Annotated in this window: 13 protein-coding genes; 2 read left to right on the forward strand and 11 right to left on the reverse strand. The window is 63.8% G+C overall.

Annotated elements, in window-relative coordinates; translation table 11 throughout:
• Position 1 precedes the first annotated feature (1 nt).
• The 3 genes from FHW58_RS08040 to rimO form a co-directional block, all read right to left on the reverse strand.
• Positions 2-1,231: a YncE family protein gene (locus FHW58_RS08040; RefSeq protein ID WP_179672518.1), complete on the reverse strand. Its 1,230-nt coding sequence runs from the start codon at positions 1,229-1,231 to the stop codon at positions 2-4.
• On the reverse strand, positions 1,228-2,085 hold the full coding sequence (locus FHW58_RS08045) for a creatininase family protein (protein ID WP_179672519.1): 858 nt from the start codon (positions 2,083-2,085) through the stop codon (positions 1,228-1,230). Before FHW58_RS08045 ends, FHW58_RS08040 begins: the two co-directional genes overlap by 4 nt.
• A gap of 80 nt (positions 2,086-2,165) precedes the next feature.
• On the reverse strand, positions 2,166-3,557 hold the full coding sequence (gene rimO, locus FHW58_RS08050; RefSeq protein ID WP_179672520.1) for a 30S ribosomal protein S12 methylthiotransferase RimO: 1,392 nt from the start codon (positions 3,555-3,557) through the stop codon (positions 2,166-2,168).
• A 95-nt stretch (positions 3,558-3,652) separates the two neighbouring features.
• On the opposite strand from rimO, the gene FHW58_RS08055 reads away from it, so the two are divergent.
• Positions 3,653-4,687 carry a LacI family DNA-binding transcriptional regulator gene (locus FHW58_RS08055; protein ID WP_179672521.1) on the forward strand — a complete coding sequence of 345 codons (1,035 nt, stop codon included), beginning with the start codon at positions 3,653-3,655 and terminating at the stop codon, positions 4,685-4,687.
• 111 nt (positions 4,688-4,798) lie between these two features.
• Here the strand turns inward: FHW58_RS08055 and FHW58_RS08060 are convergent, their stop codons facing one another.
• From FHW58_RS08060 to phaC, 8 genes are all read right to left on the reverse strand, one after another.
• Entirely contained in the window at positions 4,799-7,216 is a 2,418-nt protein-coding gene (locus tag FHW58_RS08060) for a TonB-dependent receptor (protein ID WP_179672522.1), read from the reverse strand.
• Positions 7,217-7,404: 188 nt separating this feature from the next.
• A complete protein-coding gene (locus FHW58_RS08065; RefSeq protein ID WP_179672523.1) occupies positions 7,405-8,490 on the reverse strand; it encodes an ABC transporter ATP-binding protein in 1,086 nt (361 codons plus the stop codon).
• A gap of 3 nt (positions 8,491-8,493) precedes the next feature.
• Entirely contained in the window at positions 8,494-9,414 is a 921-nt protein-coding gene (locus tag FHW58_RS08070) for a carbohydrate ABC transporter permease (RefSeq protein ID WP_179673327.1), read from the reverse strand.
• A gap of 50 nt (positions 9,415-9,464) precedes the next feature.
• A complete protein-coding gene (locus FHW58_RS08075) occupies positions 9,465-10,349 on the reverse strand; it encodes a carbohydrate ABC transporter permease (protein WP_179672524.1) in 885 nt (294 codons plus the stop codon).
• Between the two features lie 3 nt (positions 10,350-10,352).
• Positions 10,353-11,597 carry an ABC transporter substrate-binding protein gene (locus FHW58_RS08080; protein WP_179672525.1) on the reverse strand — a complete coding sequence of 415 codons (1,245 nt, stop codon included), beginning with the start codon at positions 11,595-11,597 and terminating at the stop codon, positions 10,353-10,355.
• Positions 11,598-11,640: 43 nt separating this feature from the next.
• The gene (locus tag FHW58_RS08085) at positions 11,641-12,987 is read right to left on the reverse strand and encodes a GH1 family beta-glucosidase (protein WP_179673328.1); all 1,347 of its coding nucleotides are present in this window, start codon (positions 12,985-12,987) and stop codon (positions 11,641-11,643) included.
• Positions 12,988-13,175: 188 nt separating this feature from the next.
• The gene (gene phaR / locus FHW58_RS08090) at positions 13,176-13,727 is read right to left on the reverse strand and encodes a polyhydroxyalkanoate synthesis repressor PhaR (RefSeq protein ID WP_179672526.1); all 552 of its coding nucleotides are present in this window, start codon (positions 13,725-13,727) and stop codon (positions 13,176-13,178) included.
• A gap of 255 nt (positions 13,728-13,982) precedes the next feature.
• Positions 13,983-15,632, reverse strand: a complete 1,650-nt coding sequence (gene phaC, locus FHW58_RS08095; RefSeq protein WP_179672527.1) for a class I poly(R)-hydroxyalkanoic acid synthase — start codon at positions 15,630-15,632, stop codon at positions 13,983-13,985.
• 29 nt (positions 15,633-15,661) lie between these two features.
• Here phaC and FHW58_RS08100 point away from each other — a divergent pair, with 29 nt between their 5' ends.
• Positions 15,662-15,880: a hypothetical protein gene (locus FHW58_RS08100; RefSeq protein ID WP_179672528.1), complete on the forward strand. Its 219-nt coding sequence runs from the start codon at positions 15,662-15,664 to the stop codon at positions 15,878-15,880.
• Position 15,881: the final 1 nt, after the last annotated feature.

Here is a 15,881-nt window from a genome sequence, read left to right on the forward strand (position 1 = left end):
ATCAGCGCATATTGCCGGTGTGGCCCAGCGAGTAGCGGCCCGGTTGCGGCCACACGGTCAGGCCGTGCGGCTCCTGGCCGACCTTGACCTGCTTGACGTCGCCGTTGCTGGTGTCGATGCGGTAGACCACATCGTCAAAGCGGCCGGAGAGCCACAGCCACTTGCCGTCGGCGCTGACGTTGCCCATGTCCGGACTGCCGCCGCCGGGAATCGGCCAGTTGGCCACCACCTTCTCGGTGGCGAAATCGATCACCGTCACGCGGCCCTTGCCCTTGCGCTTGCCGTGGATGTTGTGGGTGCCGCGGTTGGCCACGTACAGCTTGGTGCCGTCGCGGCTAGGATACAGGCCGTGTGCGCCGACGCCGGTCGGGATGAAGCCAACCTTGGTAAAGGTGGCCGCGTCGACAATGTGCACGCCGTCGGCGTCCATGTCGGCGATGTAGTAGCGCTTGCCGTCCGGCGAGACGCGGATGTCCTGCGGCATGCCCTTCTTCTTGCTGCATACTTCGCTGGCCAGCAGTTGGTCGATCGGATCCTTTTCCGAGAAGCGCGTGGTTGGCATGGTCAGCTTCAGATAACCGTCCACCTTGCGCTCCTTCAGGTCGATGCGCGCCACGGCGCCGTCGAATTCGCAGGTGAACATGGCGTAGCGGCCGTCCGGCGAAAAATCGGCGTGGTTGATGCCGCCGCATTGCGGCACGTCGATCGCATACTGCACCGCCATCGTCTTCGGATCGCGGAAGTCCAGGCGGTGCAAGGCCTCCGCCACCACGATGGCGGATTTGCCGTCCGGCGAGAAGTACATATTGTATGGATCGTCCACCGGCACCTGCGGGCCTGGCTTGCCGGTGCGCGGATCGATCGGCGTCAGGCTGCCTTTGTTGGTGCGCTCGGCATTGTTGGCCACCCACAGCGTTTGCAGATCAAACGCCGGCACCACGTGCTGCGGGCCGACGCCCACCTTGAACTTGTCCACCACCTTCAGGGTTTCAGGATCGATCACATACACGTCGTTGGAACGCAGGTTGGGCACGTAGACGCGCTGCAGGTGATCCTTGACCGACGGGCTCATATTCGCCAGGCCGATGCCGGCGTAGACGTTGACCGGGGTCGCCGGCGCGGCGGCTGGCGCGGCCTGCGCGGCTTGGGTGTTGGCGACAGCCAGCAGGCCGCCGGCGCCGATCAAACCAGAGACGGCCAGCGCCGCCAAGACGAGTCGATTAGTTTTCATTTGGATGCTTTACTAGAAGTAGGCGGCGCGCCATGCGCCGCAAAATCGGAAATCGCCGTCACCGAGGCATCGACGATGCGCTGCACGCCAAGCTTGCCCAGTTCGGCGGTGGCGCGGCGCGCATCGCCGCGCACGCCTTGCGCCACGGTCGGCGACGGGCCATGCGCCAGCGCCTCGGTGCGCACCAGGGATTTGTCGGTGGCCAGCATCAGCGCGGCGTCGGCCAGGCCGGCGTGCAGGCCGATTTCGGCCTTACTGTAGCCGCGCTTTTCAAGATCGGCGATGAACGGCTCCTGCGTCACGTCGTAATACGCCAGCAGCGCCAGCGCGGCGGCATTGCCGTCCTTGGCCCAGGCCTTGTTCAGCTTCTGCGCCACGCGCGTTTCGCTTTTCTGGTAGCCGCCATGGTCGCCGATGAAGACGATGTGGCGGAAGCCATGCTGGCGCAGGCTTTGCCCGGTCGCGTACAGCAGGTCTTCAAACGTGGATTCGGGAATCGACAAGGTGCCGGCAAACTTCATGTGGCCCACCGGCGGATTGATGCTGCCCTCGGGGACATACGCCACCACCGGCGCCACGACGGCGTTGCCCAGTTTTTGCGCGATCATCCGCGCCAGCACGGTGGCGCGCACATTGTGCTTGCCCAGCGCGATATAGGGGCCGCTTTGTTCGGTGCCGCCGATGGGAATGATGGCGGTGGTGGCGCCGGCATCGATGCGGGCGCGCAGTTCGGTGCTGGTCATTTCTTCCAGCATGACCGGCGCATCGGGAGACGCGGCGGCCATTACGGGCCCTGCCAGCACGGCGGCCAGCAGGCAGGCGGCCAGCGCCGCCGGGAATCTCAAATCACGCATAAGCACCATAAACTAAAAAAGGCGGACCGCGATAACGCCGGTCCGCCTTTATTATAGTGGATGTGCCGTGAAAAACGACGTTAAAGCGCGGCGCCCCACAGATCGTGCGCATCGGACGCCGTGATCTGAACGTCAACAAACTGGCCCACCACCAGCTTCTTGTGCGGTTCAAACGGCGGCTTGACGTACACCACGCCGTCGATTTCCGGCGCGTCGGCGGCCGAGCGGCCCACGCCGCCGGTGCGGTTGACTTCATCGATCAGCACGCGCACGGTTTTACCGACTTTCGCTTTCAGGCGGTTCTTGGAGATTTCCTCCTGCAGCAGCATGACGCGGCCGCGGCGCTCCTCGCGCACCTCTTCCGGCACCGGATTGGCCAGTTCGTTGGCGGTGGCGCCTTCCACCGGCGAGTAAGCGAAGCAGCCCAGGCGGTCGATCTGCGCTTCCTTCAGGAAGTCCAGCAGGTACTCGAATTCCGCCTCGGTCTCGCCCGGGAAGCCGGCGATGAAGGTCGAACGGATGGTCAGGTCCGGGTTCATCGCGCGCCACGCCAGGATGCGGTCCAGGTTCTTCTCGCCGCTAGCCGGACGCTTCATGCGCTTCAGCACATCCGGATGCGCGTGCTGCAGCGGGATGTCCAGGTACGGCAGCACGTGCTCGCCCATCAGCGGGATCACCTGGTCGACGTGCGGGTACGGATAAACATAGTGCATGCGCACCCAGGCGCCGTAGGACTTGGCCAGCTCGCCCAGCGCTTCCATCAGCTGCGTCATGTGGGTCTTGATCGGACGGCCGTTCCAGAAGCCGGTGCGGAACTTGACGTCCACGCCGTAGGCCGAGGTGTCCTGCGAGATCACCAGCAGTTCCTTGACGCCCGACTTGAACAGGTTCTCCGCCTCCAGCAGCAGCTCGCCGATGGGACGCGACACCAGGTCGCCGCGCATCGACGGGATGATGCAGAACGAGCAGCGGTGGTTGCAGCCTTCCGAAATCTTCAGGTAGGCGTAGTGCTTGGGCGTCAGCTTGATGCCCTGCGCCGGAATCAGGTCGATGAACGGCTCGTGCGGTTTCGGCAGGTGCTGGTGCACCGAGTCCATCACCTCGCCCAGCGCGTGCGGGCCGGTCACGGCCAGCACCTTCGGGTGCACCTTGGTGATCAGGTCCGTGCCGTCGCTGTCCTTCTTGGCGCCCAGGCAGCCGGTCACGATCACCTTGCCGTTTTCGGCCAGCGCTTCGCCGATGGCGTCCAGCGATTCCTGCACGGCGGCGTCGATGAAGCCGCAGGTGTTGACGATCACCAGATCGGCGCCGTCGTAGGACTTGGCGGTCTCGTAGCCCTCGGCGCGCAGTTGCGTCAGGATCTGTTCGGAGTCCACCAGCGCCTTGGGGCAGCCGAGCGAAACGAAGCCCACTTTCGGTGCTGGCGCGCCGGCGGCTGGCTTGGGAAGACGGGAGAGTGGTTGCGATTGCATAGTGGTTGCTTAAAACGTCACAAGAATTACGAGCAATCGACGATTATACCATGTTACGATAGCGCCTTACCGCCCTTTGTTTTATAGGAGTTTGCGTGGCAACACTGAAAGACGTCGCAATGCTTGCCGGCGTAGGCATGTCGACAGCATCGCGCGCCATCTCCGGCGCCGGCCCGGTATCGGCCGAGGCGATGAAAAAAGTCCAGGCCGCGATCGAACAGCTCAATTTCCGCCCGTCGTCCATCGGCCGCTCGCTGTCGGCGCAGTCGCTGGGCATGATCGGCATCTTCTGCCCGTCCTTCTTCGGCGCCTACTACGGCACCATCCTCAAGCAGACCGACATCGAGCTGCGCGCGCTGCGCCGCCACGTGGTGGTGGCCACCGGCTGCGGCGACGGCACGCCGCGCGAGGAAGCCATCGAGGCGGTCAAGTTCCTGATCGGCCGCGATTGCGACGGCATCGTCGTGCTCGGCCACGACCTGCTGGACGAGGACATGCACATGCTGCACAAGATGCATCCCAAGATGGCCTTCCTCAACCGTCGCAGCGCGGGACTGGAAAGCTCGTCGTTCTGCCCCGACCACTACCACGGCGGCGAACTGGCCGCGCGCACGCTGCTGGACGCCGGCCACCGCCAGCTGGCGGTCATCGCCGGTCCCACCGGCACCTCCGACAATGAGGAACGCCTGCACGGCTTCTTCGACGAACTGGCGCGGCACGGCATCGCCCGCGACGACGTGCGCCTGATCCCCTCCGACTTCTCGCGCGAAGGCGGCTTTGCCGCCACCCAGCAGTTGATCAACGAAGGCCGTAACTTCACTGGCCTGTTTTGCGCCAATGACGAGATGGCGGTCGGCGCGATGTCCTGCTTCCACCGCGCCGGCGTGCGCGTGCCGGACGATGTATCGATAGTCGGTTACGACGACGATTACTCGGCCGAGTTCTCGTCGCCGGGGCTGACCTCGGTCCACATCCCGATGCAGCGGCTGACGCAGAACGCGGTGCGCTGGCTGCTCAATATCTGCTACGGCACGCAGCACGAGATTTCGCGCGAGTTTCCGGTGACGGTGACCCGGCGCGGCTCCGTCGCCTCGCGGCCGCGCACCCCGCAGGGCCACGCAGGGGTCTGACCCCGTACGGGGTCAGACCCCGACCTGTGCGCACCGCTTGGGGGTGAACGCACGCAAAAAAGGGCTGGCGCAAGCCGCCAGCCCAAGGACACAACTCCCCCTTAACCGCCCTTAAAACTTCATCGACACGCGCGCGCCAAAAGTACGCGGGTTGTTGTAGTACGCCGCCCAGATCTGCTGCGTCGGCTGGCATGGCGCGCCGACCTGGGTGCAGACCTCGATCGCGTCGTACTTCACCTCCTTGTCGGTGGCGTTGTTGACGAACAGCTCCGCCGTGTAGGCTTTGCCGCGCGGCTCGTAGCGCACGCTCAGGTCCAGCGTGGTGTACGCGGCCTGCATCTTCACGCCCGGATGGCCCGGCACGTCGTTGGCGAAGGCGCCCGAGCCGACGAACGACTCGGTCTCGTGGTGCGCCGAGATGCGCGGCGTGATGCGGCCCTTGCTGGTGTCGAAATCACGCTCGTACATCAGCGTGGTGGCGAAGGTCGGCGCGTGTTTCAGCACACTGCCACCAACGTTGACGGTCGGCGCGGTGGTGCCGCACACCTGGCCGTTGGCGCGCGCGGCGTCGACGTCGCACGACAGGAAGTCGTCGTAGCGCGCCTTCAGCCAGGTGGCGTTGCCGCTGAAGCGGTCCACGCTGGTCGGGCGCCATGCCCATTCCGCTTCCACACCCTTGACGGTGGCGCCGGCGGCGTTGAAGTTTTGCAGCGTGTTGTTGACCACCTGCGATTCCAGCTTGTCCTTGTACTTCATCCAGAAGGCGTCGATGTTGAGCGACAGCTTGCGGTCCAGCAGGTCGGACTTGAAGCCGAGTTCATAGCTGGTCAGCTTTTCCGGCTTGGTGGTGGCGCCGCCGTCGCCGATGGCCGGCGAGTGGAAACCGGTGGTGACCGAGGCGAAGGTCAGGATATCCTTCGACACCTTGTACTCCACCCGCCCCAGCCAGGTGGCCTGGCCGTAGGCCAGATCGGCGGTGTTGTCGCCGTAGGTGTTGCCGCAAGTGGCCTGGTTGACCACGCCGCCCGGACCGATGTTGTGGGTGTGGATGGTGCCCACGCCCGGCGTCACCAGTTGCGCGATCTGGTTCGGCGTCAGCGTGGCGCCGCGCGGGGCGTTGTCCGGCCAGTTCGGGCAGGCCCAGTTCTGCCCGCCGATGTCGTACTTGTGGTCCTTGGTATAGCGCGCGCCGGCGGTCAGCTTCCACATCGGATCCAGCTCATAGCTGGCCTGCGCGAAGGCGGCCTTGGAATGCAGTTGGCGGTCGCCCTGGATGAAGGACATGGCCGACGCATACTGGCCCACGGTCGGCTGCACGAAGATCACGCTGCCGCTGGCGATGTCCTGCGCCAGCATCTCCTCGGAAATCTGGCTGCGGTCAATGTCGAAGCGGATCTTGTTCTTCTCGCGGAAGAAGAACAGGCCACCGACCCATTGCAGCGGCGCGTCGGTATCGGAGCGCAGCTGCAGCTCGTTGGACACGCTGTCGAACTGGCCCCACTCGGTGCGGTTCTCGGCCTTGAAGCCGGGATAGAAGCCGGCGTCCGCGTCGCTGGCGTTGCTGCGTTTCAGGCGGCTCCAAGCCCCCAGGTACTGGGCCTCGATGCCCTCCACCGGACGGTATTGCACCTTGGTCTTGGCGGTGATGATGGATTGATCGAGCGTGCCCGGCGTGTCGATCAGCGCCGCGCGCAGATTCTGGCCCGGCTTCGGCTCGGCCGACAGGTAGATGTTGCCGGCGCCGGTGTCGCTGTAGTAGTCGGCGATGAAGGTGGCCTTCAGCTCCGGCGTAAACTTCCACAGCAGCGAGGCGCGCGCGCCCGACTGGTTGCCGGCGCCGTACTTCTGCGCGCCGGACGGCACGTTGGAGCCCTTGAGGAAATCGACATAACCGTCATGCTGGTCCTTAATGGCAGCGATGCGCAGCGCGATATCGTCGCTGAGCGGGATGTTGATCATGGCCTGCGTCTGGATGCGGTGATAGTCGCCCAGCACCACGCTGGCCGAGCCGAACACCTTGCTGGTGCTGGGCGCGCCGGACACCAGGTTGACCGCGCCGGCGGTCGAGTTACGGCCATTCAGCGTGCCCTGCGGGCCGCGCGCCACCTCGACGTGGTTCAGGTCATACATCAGCGCCGTGGCGCCCTGCGGCCGCGGCACATAGATGCCATCGACATAGAACGCCACCGCCGGGTCGCCCAGCTCGGTGTGATTGGCCGAGCCGACGCCGCGCATGTAGACGTGCACGCCGCCCGAGTCGCTGTGCGGCTCCACCACCAGGCTGGGCACCATGGCGGTCATGGTGGCCAGGTCCTTGACCTGGTTGTTGGCCAGCGTGTCCTGCGTGTAGGCGGTGATGGCCAGCGGCGTGTCCTGCACCAGCGTGTCGCGGCGGGTGGCGGTGACGATGATCTTCTCCATGTTGTCGCCGGCGGCCGGGGTGTCGGCCGCCGCCTGCTGCTGCGCGTACGCTGCGCCGCCGCTCCACATCATCTGCGCGATGCTCAAGGCTAAAACGGTTTTTTTCATTTGATGTCTCCTCGCTTTTTCCAGGTGGAACCGGTTCCACCACAAGACGCATGTAGGCGTCGGGCCCTACCGTGGCAGACCCGGTGATTTACGCTTCGGGAAATCCGGGGTCAGGTCCTCCATTTCTACACGGCCTCAACCGCGCGGCGGTTGAGGCCGTGTAGAAATGGAGGACCTGACCCCGGAGTTTAGAGCCGCTGTTCGCTGGCTCCGTCAAACAGGGAAATACGATTGGTGCGGATCGAGAAGCTGATGTCCTTCTCGGTTTCGATTTGCAGCTGGTCCTGCACGATGCCCGCGACTTGCGTGCCGTGGAAGTCCAGCCACACGACACGGTGCGCGCCCATGGCCTCGATCAGCGAGACCGAGGCGCGCACCGCCTGACCGACGCCGTCGCCATGCCCAACGTCGATGTCTTCCGGCCGCACACCGAGCACGCATTCGTGCTTGCCGGTCAGCTGCGCCTTGAATGGATAGCCGGTCACGTCGACCGACAGATGCTGGTTGCTGAAGATGACGCGACCGCCCTGCTGCTCCAGCGTCCCCTTGAACAGGTTCATGCCCGGCGAACCGAGGAAGGTGGCCACGAACAGGTTGGCCGGCGTGTTGTAGATGACGTCCGGCGTGTCGAACTGCTGCACCACGCCGCCCTTCATCACCGCCATGCGCTGCGCCAGCGTCATCGCCTCGACCTGGTCGTGGGTGACGTAGATCATGGTGGCGCCGAGCTGCTTGTGCAGCTGTTTCAATTCGCGCCGCAGCTCGGTGCGCAGCTTGGCGTCGAGATTGGACAGCGGCTCGTCGAACAGCATCACGTCCGCCTCGCGCACGATGGCGCGGCCGATCGCCACCCGCTGCCGCTGGCCGCCCGACAGGTTGGCCGGCTTGCGCTTCAGCAGCGCGCCAAGCTGCAGCATGTCCGACGCGCGCGACACGCGGCGGGCGATTTCCGCCTTCGGCGTGCCGTTGATGCGCAGGCCGAAGGACATATTCGCTTCCACGTTCATGGTCGGGTAGAGCGCGTAGGACTGGAACACCAGCGCGATGCCGCGATCCTTGGGATCGGCCCAGGTCATGTCGCGCCCGCCGATCTCGATCTGGCCGGCGCTAGTGTCGATCAGGCCGGCGATACTGTGCAGCAGCGTCGACTTGCCGCAGCCCGAGGGCCCGAGCAGCACCACGAATTCCCCCGCCTTCACATCGAGGTTGAGCGATTCAATCACCTTGTTGCCACCCAACTGGATCTGCAAATTACGAATAGCTACGTTAGACATGATTTAACCCTTCACAGCGCCGGAGGCGATGCCGCGCACGAACCAGCGGCCAGAAATAAAGTAGAGCGCCAGTGGCACGATCGACGTCAGGATCGTGGCCGCCATGTTGACGTTGTACAGGCGCTCGCCGGTGGTGGTGTTGATGATGTTGTTCAGCTGGACCGTCATCGGCAAATGCTCGGAGCCGGCGAACACCAGGCCAAGCAGGAAGTCGTTCCAGATGCCGGTGACCTGCATGATCACGGCCACCACGATCACCGGCGTCGACATCGGCAGCATCAGCTGCAGGAAGATGCGCCAGAAACCGCCGCCGTCGATGCGCGCCGCCTTGAACAACTCCATCGGCAGCGCCGCGTAGTAGTTGCGGAACAGGAGCGTCATCACCGGCATGCCGAAGATGGTGTGGATGATGATGATCCCCGGCAGAGAGCTGAACAGGTTGACCGACGCCAGCACCCGCACCAGCGGGTAAATCATCACCTGCACCGGAATGAAGGCGCCCATCATCAGGATGGCGAACAGCACGCCGGCGCCGCGCGGACGCCAGAACGACAGCGCGTAACCATTCACCGCGCCGATGGCGATCGACAGGATGGTGCTCGGCACCACGATGGCGACCGAGTTCCAGAAGCCCCCGCGTATGCCGTTGCATTCGAGCCCGGTGCAGGCCGACGACCAGGCCTGCGTCCACGGCTCCAGCGTGAAGTGTTGCGGCAGCGCGAACAGCGTGCCGAGGCGGATCTCTTCCATCGGTTTCACCGACGTCACCAGCATCACGTACAGCGGCAGCAGGAAGAACAGCGCGGCCACGATCAGGAAGCCGTAGACGCCGATGCGGGCCGGCGTCGACGCCAGGCTGCGGCGCGGGCGCGGCAGCGGGATGCTGGCGTCGTTGGCAGCGCCGGCTTCGGCGCCGGGCGCCATGCCGGCGGCGCGCGCCGCGGCGGTTTTATCGAGTTTCACAACTTGTCCCATCATGCCCCCAGAGCGGCGCGGCGGTTGCGCACGTAGTACAGCGGCGCGACGATGGCCAGCACCGTCAGCAGCAGCACGATCGATGCGGCGGAAGCCAGGCCGATATTGGCGCGGCCAAACAGATAATCCATGATGAACTTGGCCGGCACCTCGCTGGCCGTGCCAGGACCGCCCTGGGTCATGGCCACCACCGCGTCGAACACCTTCACCACCATCACGAACAGCAGCACGAACGCGGTGGACACCGATGGCCCCAGCATCGGCAGCACGATGCTGATGTAGACGCGCCAGCGCGGGATGCCGTCGATGCGCGCGGCCTTCCAGATTTCCTCGTCCACGCCGCGCAGGCCGGACAGCATCAGCGCCATCACCAGGCCGGAGGCTTGCCACACGGTGGCGATGACGATGGTGTAGATCGCCATGTCCTGATCGACGATCCAGTCGAATTGCGCGCTGGTCCATCCGAGCTTGTGCAGCACTTCCTGGATGCCCAGTTCCGGGTTCAGTATCCACTGCCAGATCAGGCCCGTGGCCACGAACGACATCGCATACGGGTACAGGAACACGGTGCGCAGCGCGCCTTCCGCCATCACCTTCTGGTCGATGAACACCGCCAGCAGAAAGCCGATGACCAGGCAGGCCGCGATAAACAACACGCCGTACACCGCCACATTTTGCAGCGACAGCAGCCAGCGCTCGTTGTTAAACAGGCGGATGTACTGCGACGCGCCAATAAAGTCGCTGGCCGGGAAAGTGCGCGAGCTGCTGACCGACACGCGCGCGGTCCACAGCATGGTGCCCAGGTAGGCCAGCAGCACGGTCAGCGCCATCGGCAGCATGGCGACGTAGGCCGCGAGCGAAACGCTGTGACGTTTCTGTGCCATGGCTTACTCGCCCTTGAGCGCGCGGGCGAACGCTTTTTGCGCTTCTTCCGGCGACTGGTTCTTGTTCCAGTAGCTGGTCAGCACATCCTGCAGCGCGCCGGTGGTGTCCGGCGAGGCCAGCATCTCGGTGTTGGGCAGCTGGCGCGACTTGTCCCTCATGATCGCCAGGCCCTGGCGGGCGCAGATGTCCAGCTGCGATTCATCGACGTCGCCGCGAATCGGGATCGCACCCTTGCGCGAAGCGAAGGCCACTTGCGCCGTTGGAGACGTTACCACATTGGCTAAAAGTTTTTGCGCCTTGACGGCGTTGGCGTCGTTCGTCTTGGGGAAAACGAAGGCGTCGCCGGCCACGATGTACGGCGCTTTCGGTCCGAAGCCGGGGAAGCAGCCATAGTCCTTGCCGGCCACCTGCCTGGCGGAGGCGAATTCGCCCTTGGCCCAGTCGCCCATGATCTGCACGCCGGCCTTGCCCTGCACCACCAGCGCGGTGGCGTCGTTCCAGTTGCGGCCCGGCGAGCCGGCGTCCACGAAGCCTTTCAGCTTTTTGAATTCGACCAGCACCTGCTTGAAGGCCGGCGACATCACTGCCTTCTGGTCGCGGTCGCGGTATACCTTCAGATACAGGTCGGCGCCGCCGACCATGGCGAAGATGGCGTCGAACGTCACCTTCTCCTGCCACACCTGGCCGCCGAAGGCCAGCGGCACCAGGCCGGCCGCCTTCAGCTTGGCCAACTGCGCGAGAAACTCTTCCCACGTCTGCGGCTCGTTGGTGATGCCGGCTTTTTTATACGCGGCCTTGGAGTAGAAGAACCATGCCGGCATGTGAATGTCCACCGGCGCGGCGTAGAAGTGGCCGTTGATCTTGATCGCCTGCAGAATCGACGGCGGCATGATCTGATCCCACTTGCCGGCAATGGCCACGTCGTCCACATTGTTCAGCAAGCCCTGGTCGACGAAATCGCGGAACTGCTTGGAGGTGTTGAACTGCGCGGCGGTCGGCGCGTTGCCGCCGACGATGCGGTTGATGGTGGTGGCGCGCGACTGGTCGGCGCCGGCCACCGCCTGGTCGATCCACTGCCCGCCCGCCTTGTTGTAGGCATCCGCGAACTGCTTGACCGCGGCGGACTCGCCCCCCGATGTCCACCAATGAATCACGGTTGCTTTCAACGGCGCTGGTGCTTGACCGTGCGCGCCGCTCACTGCGAAGGCGAGCGCGATGGCGCTGCCCACTTTTGTGGCTTTGTACATTCTGTCTCCCGAGGGCGTTGAGCGCCCATTTTATTCTGATAGCTTAACTTTTGGTCGCCCGCGTCGCCAAAAATTGTGTAACCAACTTGGCGCTGCGTTTCAGCGTACGCTTCTGCGTGGCGTAATCGACGTGGATGATACCGAAACGGCGCTCATAACCAAAGGCCCACTCGAAATTGTCCATCAGCGACCAGATAAAGTAGCCGCGCACGTCGACGCCCTGCTTCACCGCCGCGTCCACGGCGGCCAGGTGGCGGCGCAGGAAGGAGATGCGCTGCTGGTCATTCACCTCGCCGTCGATGACCTGATCGTCGGTGGCCATGCCGTTCTCGGTGATGTAAATCGGCGGCAGGTTCGGGTAGTCGCGGTGGAAGCCGACCAGCAGGTGGCGCAGGCCTTCGGGGTACACTTCCCAGCCCATCTGCGTGCGCTCCACGCCGTCCAGATCCACCTCCGTGTAGCCATGCTTGCCGTCGCTGACCACGTTGGTGCGGAAGTAGTAATTGATGCCCAGGAAGTCCAGCGGCGCGCCGATGATGTCCATGTCGCCGTGCAGGATGGTCGGCTCGGCGCCCGGCCACAGCTCCCACAGCGCCGATGGGTAGGCCTTCTTCAGCAGCGGATCGAGGATCCAGTTATTGTGCTGCAGCTCGAACAGCCAGGCGGCGCGCTGGCCGGCGTCGCTGCTGTCGGTGCTGGTGCCGCGTCCGACGTTGGCGACGATGCCCACCTGCGCTTGCGGATCGTTGGCGCGCAGGCGTTGCACCGCCAAGCCGTGACCCAGCAGCAGGTGGTGCATGGCCTGGGTGGCGAACACCACGTCCTGCTTGCCCGGCGCGTGGTGGCCGGTGCCGTAGCCGTGCATGGCCGAGCACCATGGCTCGTTCAACGTGGCCCAGGCGTCGACCAGGCCGGCCAGCGCCTTGCTGATCATATCGGCGTAGTCGGCAAACTTGTAGGCGGTGTCGCGGTTGACCCAGCCGCCCTTGTCTTCCAGGTGCTGCGGCAGGTCCCAGTGGTACAGCGTGACGTAGGTCTTCAGGCCCTTGGCGCGCAGCGCCTTCAGCAGATCGCGGTAGAAGGCGATGCCCTTCTCGTTCGGCTGGCCGTCCTGCGTCATCACGCGCGGCCAGGCGATCGACAGCCGGTAGGCGCCCACGTTCAGGCTGGCCAGCAGCTCGACGTCGCCCTGCCAGCGGTGGTAGTGGTCGCAGGCCACTTCGCCGGTATCGCCGGCCAGCACCTTGCCCGGCGTGGCCGAGAAGGTGTCCCAGATCGACGGGATGCGGCCGTCCTCGTGGACTGCGCCCTCGATCTGATACGCCGCGGTGGCCGCGCCGATCAGGAAATCCTTGTTCCACAAGACCGAGTCGGCCGGCGGATCGAACATCTCTTCACCCACAAAAACTCCTTCACTGACACAGGGAGTGGAAGCGCTTCCACATAATGTTGTCAATAGTAATACTGAAGAAATTCAGGTGTCAACGGAATTGTGGGAAATTTGTAATCCAGTTACGAAAACGGCACAGCGCCGAGCGGAGCTGTGCCGTCTGTCGACCAGTTGGCGACGTAGCGGAATTACTTTTTGTCGGTTGGCGGCACCGGCGCGAACGGGAAGCTGCCGAACAGGTTCTTGCTCTGGTTCTGCATCTGCTCCTGCATCTGCACGAACAGGCTCTTGCTCTGGTCGATGTAGTTGTTCATCATGCCCTGCATCATCGGACCCTGCACATTCATGAACTGGGTCCACATTTCCGGGCTGAACGGCTGGCCGCCCACCGCCGTGCTGGTGAACTTGCGCTGGATGTCGGTGAAGGCCTGGACGTTCTTTTCCAGGTAGGAGCCCATCATGCCCTGCATGGCGTGGCCGTAGAAGCGGATGATCTGCGCCAGCACGTCGCTGGAGAACATCGGCGCGCCGCTGGCCTCTTCCTCCAGGATGATCTGCAGCAAGATGCTGCGGCTCAGGTCTTCATTGGTCTTGGCATCGACAACGGTGAACTCCTCGTTGTCCAGCACCAGCTGTTTCACGTCGGTCAACGTGATGTAGGAGCTGGTCTGCGTGTCGTACAGACGACGATTCGGATATTTTTTGATCAGGCGGTCAGCATTTTTTTTCGCACTACTCATCACAAGTCCGTTTATTGCGCCGCAGCGCATGTCTCTTAAAAATCGGAAAGAAAGTGGACGGGTTGTCCAATTCCCGCGTGCCTACTTTCCTTATTATAGGGGTGAAAAGGAATAACTTGCACAATCTGATATAAGTTTTGCCCTTTTATTGCAACGCAGCTAATTGTTGCGTGTTCGGATGGCACCGGCGCCACCCGCACAGCGCAGCAGCCAGGGTCGGACCCCGTACGGGGTCCGCCCCTTCCGTCCGGGGTGCTAATCAGCTTTGACTTTGACGTAACGTCCCGGCGCGGCTTCGATCGGCTTGTATTTGGCGTTGCCCGGTTTCGACTTCGGCTTGACTTTTTTACCCCCGTTTTCATTCAGGAAGGCGGCCCACTCCGGCCACCAGCTGCCCGGGTGCTCGGCGGCGCCGGCAAACCAGGCGTCGGCCGTGTTCGCCTTGCCGCTGTCGTTGGTCCAGTAGCTGCGCTTGTTCTTGGCCGGCGAGTTGATCACGCCGGCGATGTGGCCGGAGGCGCCCAGCACGAAACGCGTCGGGCCGCTCAAAATCGCCAGCGAATCGAAGGCCGACGGCCACGGCACAATGTGGTCCTCGCGCGAGCCGTAGACGAAGGCCGGGGCGTCGATGGCGCGCAGGTCGACCGTCTCGCCGGCCACCTTCAGCTTGCCGTCCTTGAGCTTGTTCTCCAGGTAGGTGTTGCGCAGATACCAGCAGAACATCGGCCCCGGCAGATTGGTGCTGTCCGAATTCCAGTACAACAGGTCGAAGGCGGCCGGGTCGTTGCCCTTCAGGTAGTTGGACTGCACGTAGTTCCACACCAGATCGTTCGGACGCAGGCTGGAGAAGGTGGTGGCCAGGTCGCGCCCCGGCATCAGGCCGCCGCCCTTGAGTTGCTGCTCGCGCAGCGATACCTGGGTTTCGTCGACAAACACATCCAGCACGCCCGTGTCGCGGAAGTCGAGGAAGGTGGTCAGCAGCGTCAGGCTGTTGGCGACCTGCTCGCCGCGCGCGGCCAGCACCGCCAGCGCGGTGGCCACGATGGTGCCGCCGACGCAAAAGCCGAACATGTTGAGTTGCTGTTCACCGCTGATCTCCTGCACCACGCGGATGGCCTGGATCACGCCTTTGTCGACGTAATCGTCCCACGTCGTCTGCGCCAGCGACTGGTCGGGATTGGCCCACGACACCAGGAACACCGTATTGCCCTGCTCCACCGCGTACTTGACCAGCGAATTTTCCGGCTGCAAGTCGAGGATGTAGAACTTGTTGATGCAAGGCGGCACCATCAGCAGCGGCGTCTGGTTGACGGTGGCGGTCTTCGGCGTGTACTGGATCAGCTGGAACAGCGGATTTTCGTACACCACCGTGCCCTCGCTGATCGCCAGGTTGCGGCCGACCTCAAACGCCGACTCGTCCGACAGCGAAATGTGGCCCTTGTGCAGGTCGCCCAGCATATTGGCGAGGCCGCGCGTCAGGCTCTCGCCCTTGGTTTCGATCAGCTTTTGCTGCGCTTCCGGGTTAGTGGCCAGAAAGTTGGCCGGCGACATGGCGTCGACAAGCTGCTGCACGGCGAAGCGGATCTTCTGTTTTTGCTGCGGCGTGGCCTCGACCGTGTCCACCATCGCGGTGAGAAACTTCGCGTTCAGCAGATAGGCGGCGGCGTTGAACGCCGACATCGGGTTGCCCTGCCATGCGGCCGAGCTGAAGCGGCGGTCGCTGACGGCCGGCGTCTTCCCGGCCAACAAGTCTTGCCACAATGCGCCGAAATCCCTCAGGTAAGCATTCTTCAGTTCCTCCATTGCCTCCGGCTTGATGTGGGCGCCGACATCCTGCATCATGGCGGCCATGGGATTGGACTGCATCCAGGCGGTGGCAAAAGCTTGAGGATCGGGCAAATTCATCTGTGGTTCCCTAAAGTGAGTTAAACACCATGCTGATTGTCGCTATTGCTTGGATCTACGTGGTCGGCCTGATGGCGCTGACCGAGCCTTCCATCGTTGCGGGAATTGTAACGTTTTTGTTCTACTGTGTGCTGCCGCTGAGCACCGTGATGTACATCGCCGGCAGCGGCCGACGCAAGGCGCGCCGCCGCGCCGCGGAAGCGCAGATGCGGGACGCCGCTCGACAAGATCAAGCCCTCCCGCGCTAAG

It is taken from the genome of Duganella sp. 1224, assembly GCF_013408245.1.
Taxonomy (GTDB): Bacteria; Pseudomonadota; Gammaproteobacteria; order Burkholderiales; family Burkholderiaceae_D; genus Rugamonas.

Coding starts and splice junctions, on each gene's coding strand:
- phaR (WP_179672526.1), bottom strand. CDS start 13,727: ATGAGTAGTGCGAAAAAAAATGCTGACCGCCTGATCAAAAAATATCCG.
- FHW58_RS08060 (WP_179672522.1), bottom strand. CDS start 7,216: ATGAAAAAAACCGTTTTAGCCTTGAGCATCGCGCAGATGATGTGGAGC.
- rimO (WP_179672520.1), bottom strand. CDS start 3,557: ATGCAATCGCAACCACTCTCCCGTCTTCCCAAGCCAGCCGCCGGCGCG.
- FHW58_RS08040 (WP_179672518.1), bottom strand. CDS start 1,231: ATGAAAACTAATCGACTCGTCTTGGCGGCGCTGGCCGTCTCTGGTTTG.
- FHW58_RS08085 (WP_179673328.1), bottom strand. CDS start 12,987: ATGTTCGATCCGCCGGCCGACTCGGTCTTGTGGAACAAGGATTTCCTG.
- phaC (WP_179672527.1), bottom strand. CDS start 15,632: ATGAATTTGCCCGATCCTCAAGCTTTTGCCACCGCCTGGATGCAGTCC.
- FHW58_RS08070 (WP_179673327.1), bottom strand. CDS start 9,414: ATGGCGCCCGGCGCCGAAGCCGGCGCTGCCAACGACGCCAGCATCCCG.
- FHW58_RS08045 (WP_179672519.1), bottom strand. CDS start 2,085: ATGCGTGATTTGAGATTCCCGGCGGCGCTGGCCGCCTGCCTGCTGGCC.
- FHW58_RS08075 (WP_179672524.1), bottom strand. CDS start 10,349: ATGGCACAGAAACGTCACAGCGTTTCGCTCGCGGCCTACGTCGCCATG.
- FHW58_RS08080 (WP_179672525.1), bottom strand. CDS start 11,597: ATGTACAAAGCCACAAAAGTGGGCAGCGCCATCGCGCTCGCCTTCGCA.
- FHW58_RS08065 (WP_179672523.1), bottom strand. CDS start 8,490: ATGTCTAACGTAGCTATTCGTAATTTGCAGATCCAGTTGGGTGGCAAC.
- FHW58_RS08100 (WP_179672528.1), top strand. CDS start 15,662: ATGCTGATTGTCGCTATTGCTTGGATCTACGTGGTCGGCCTGATGGCG.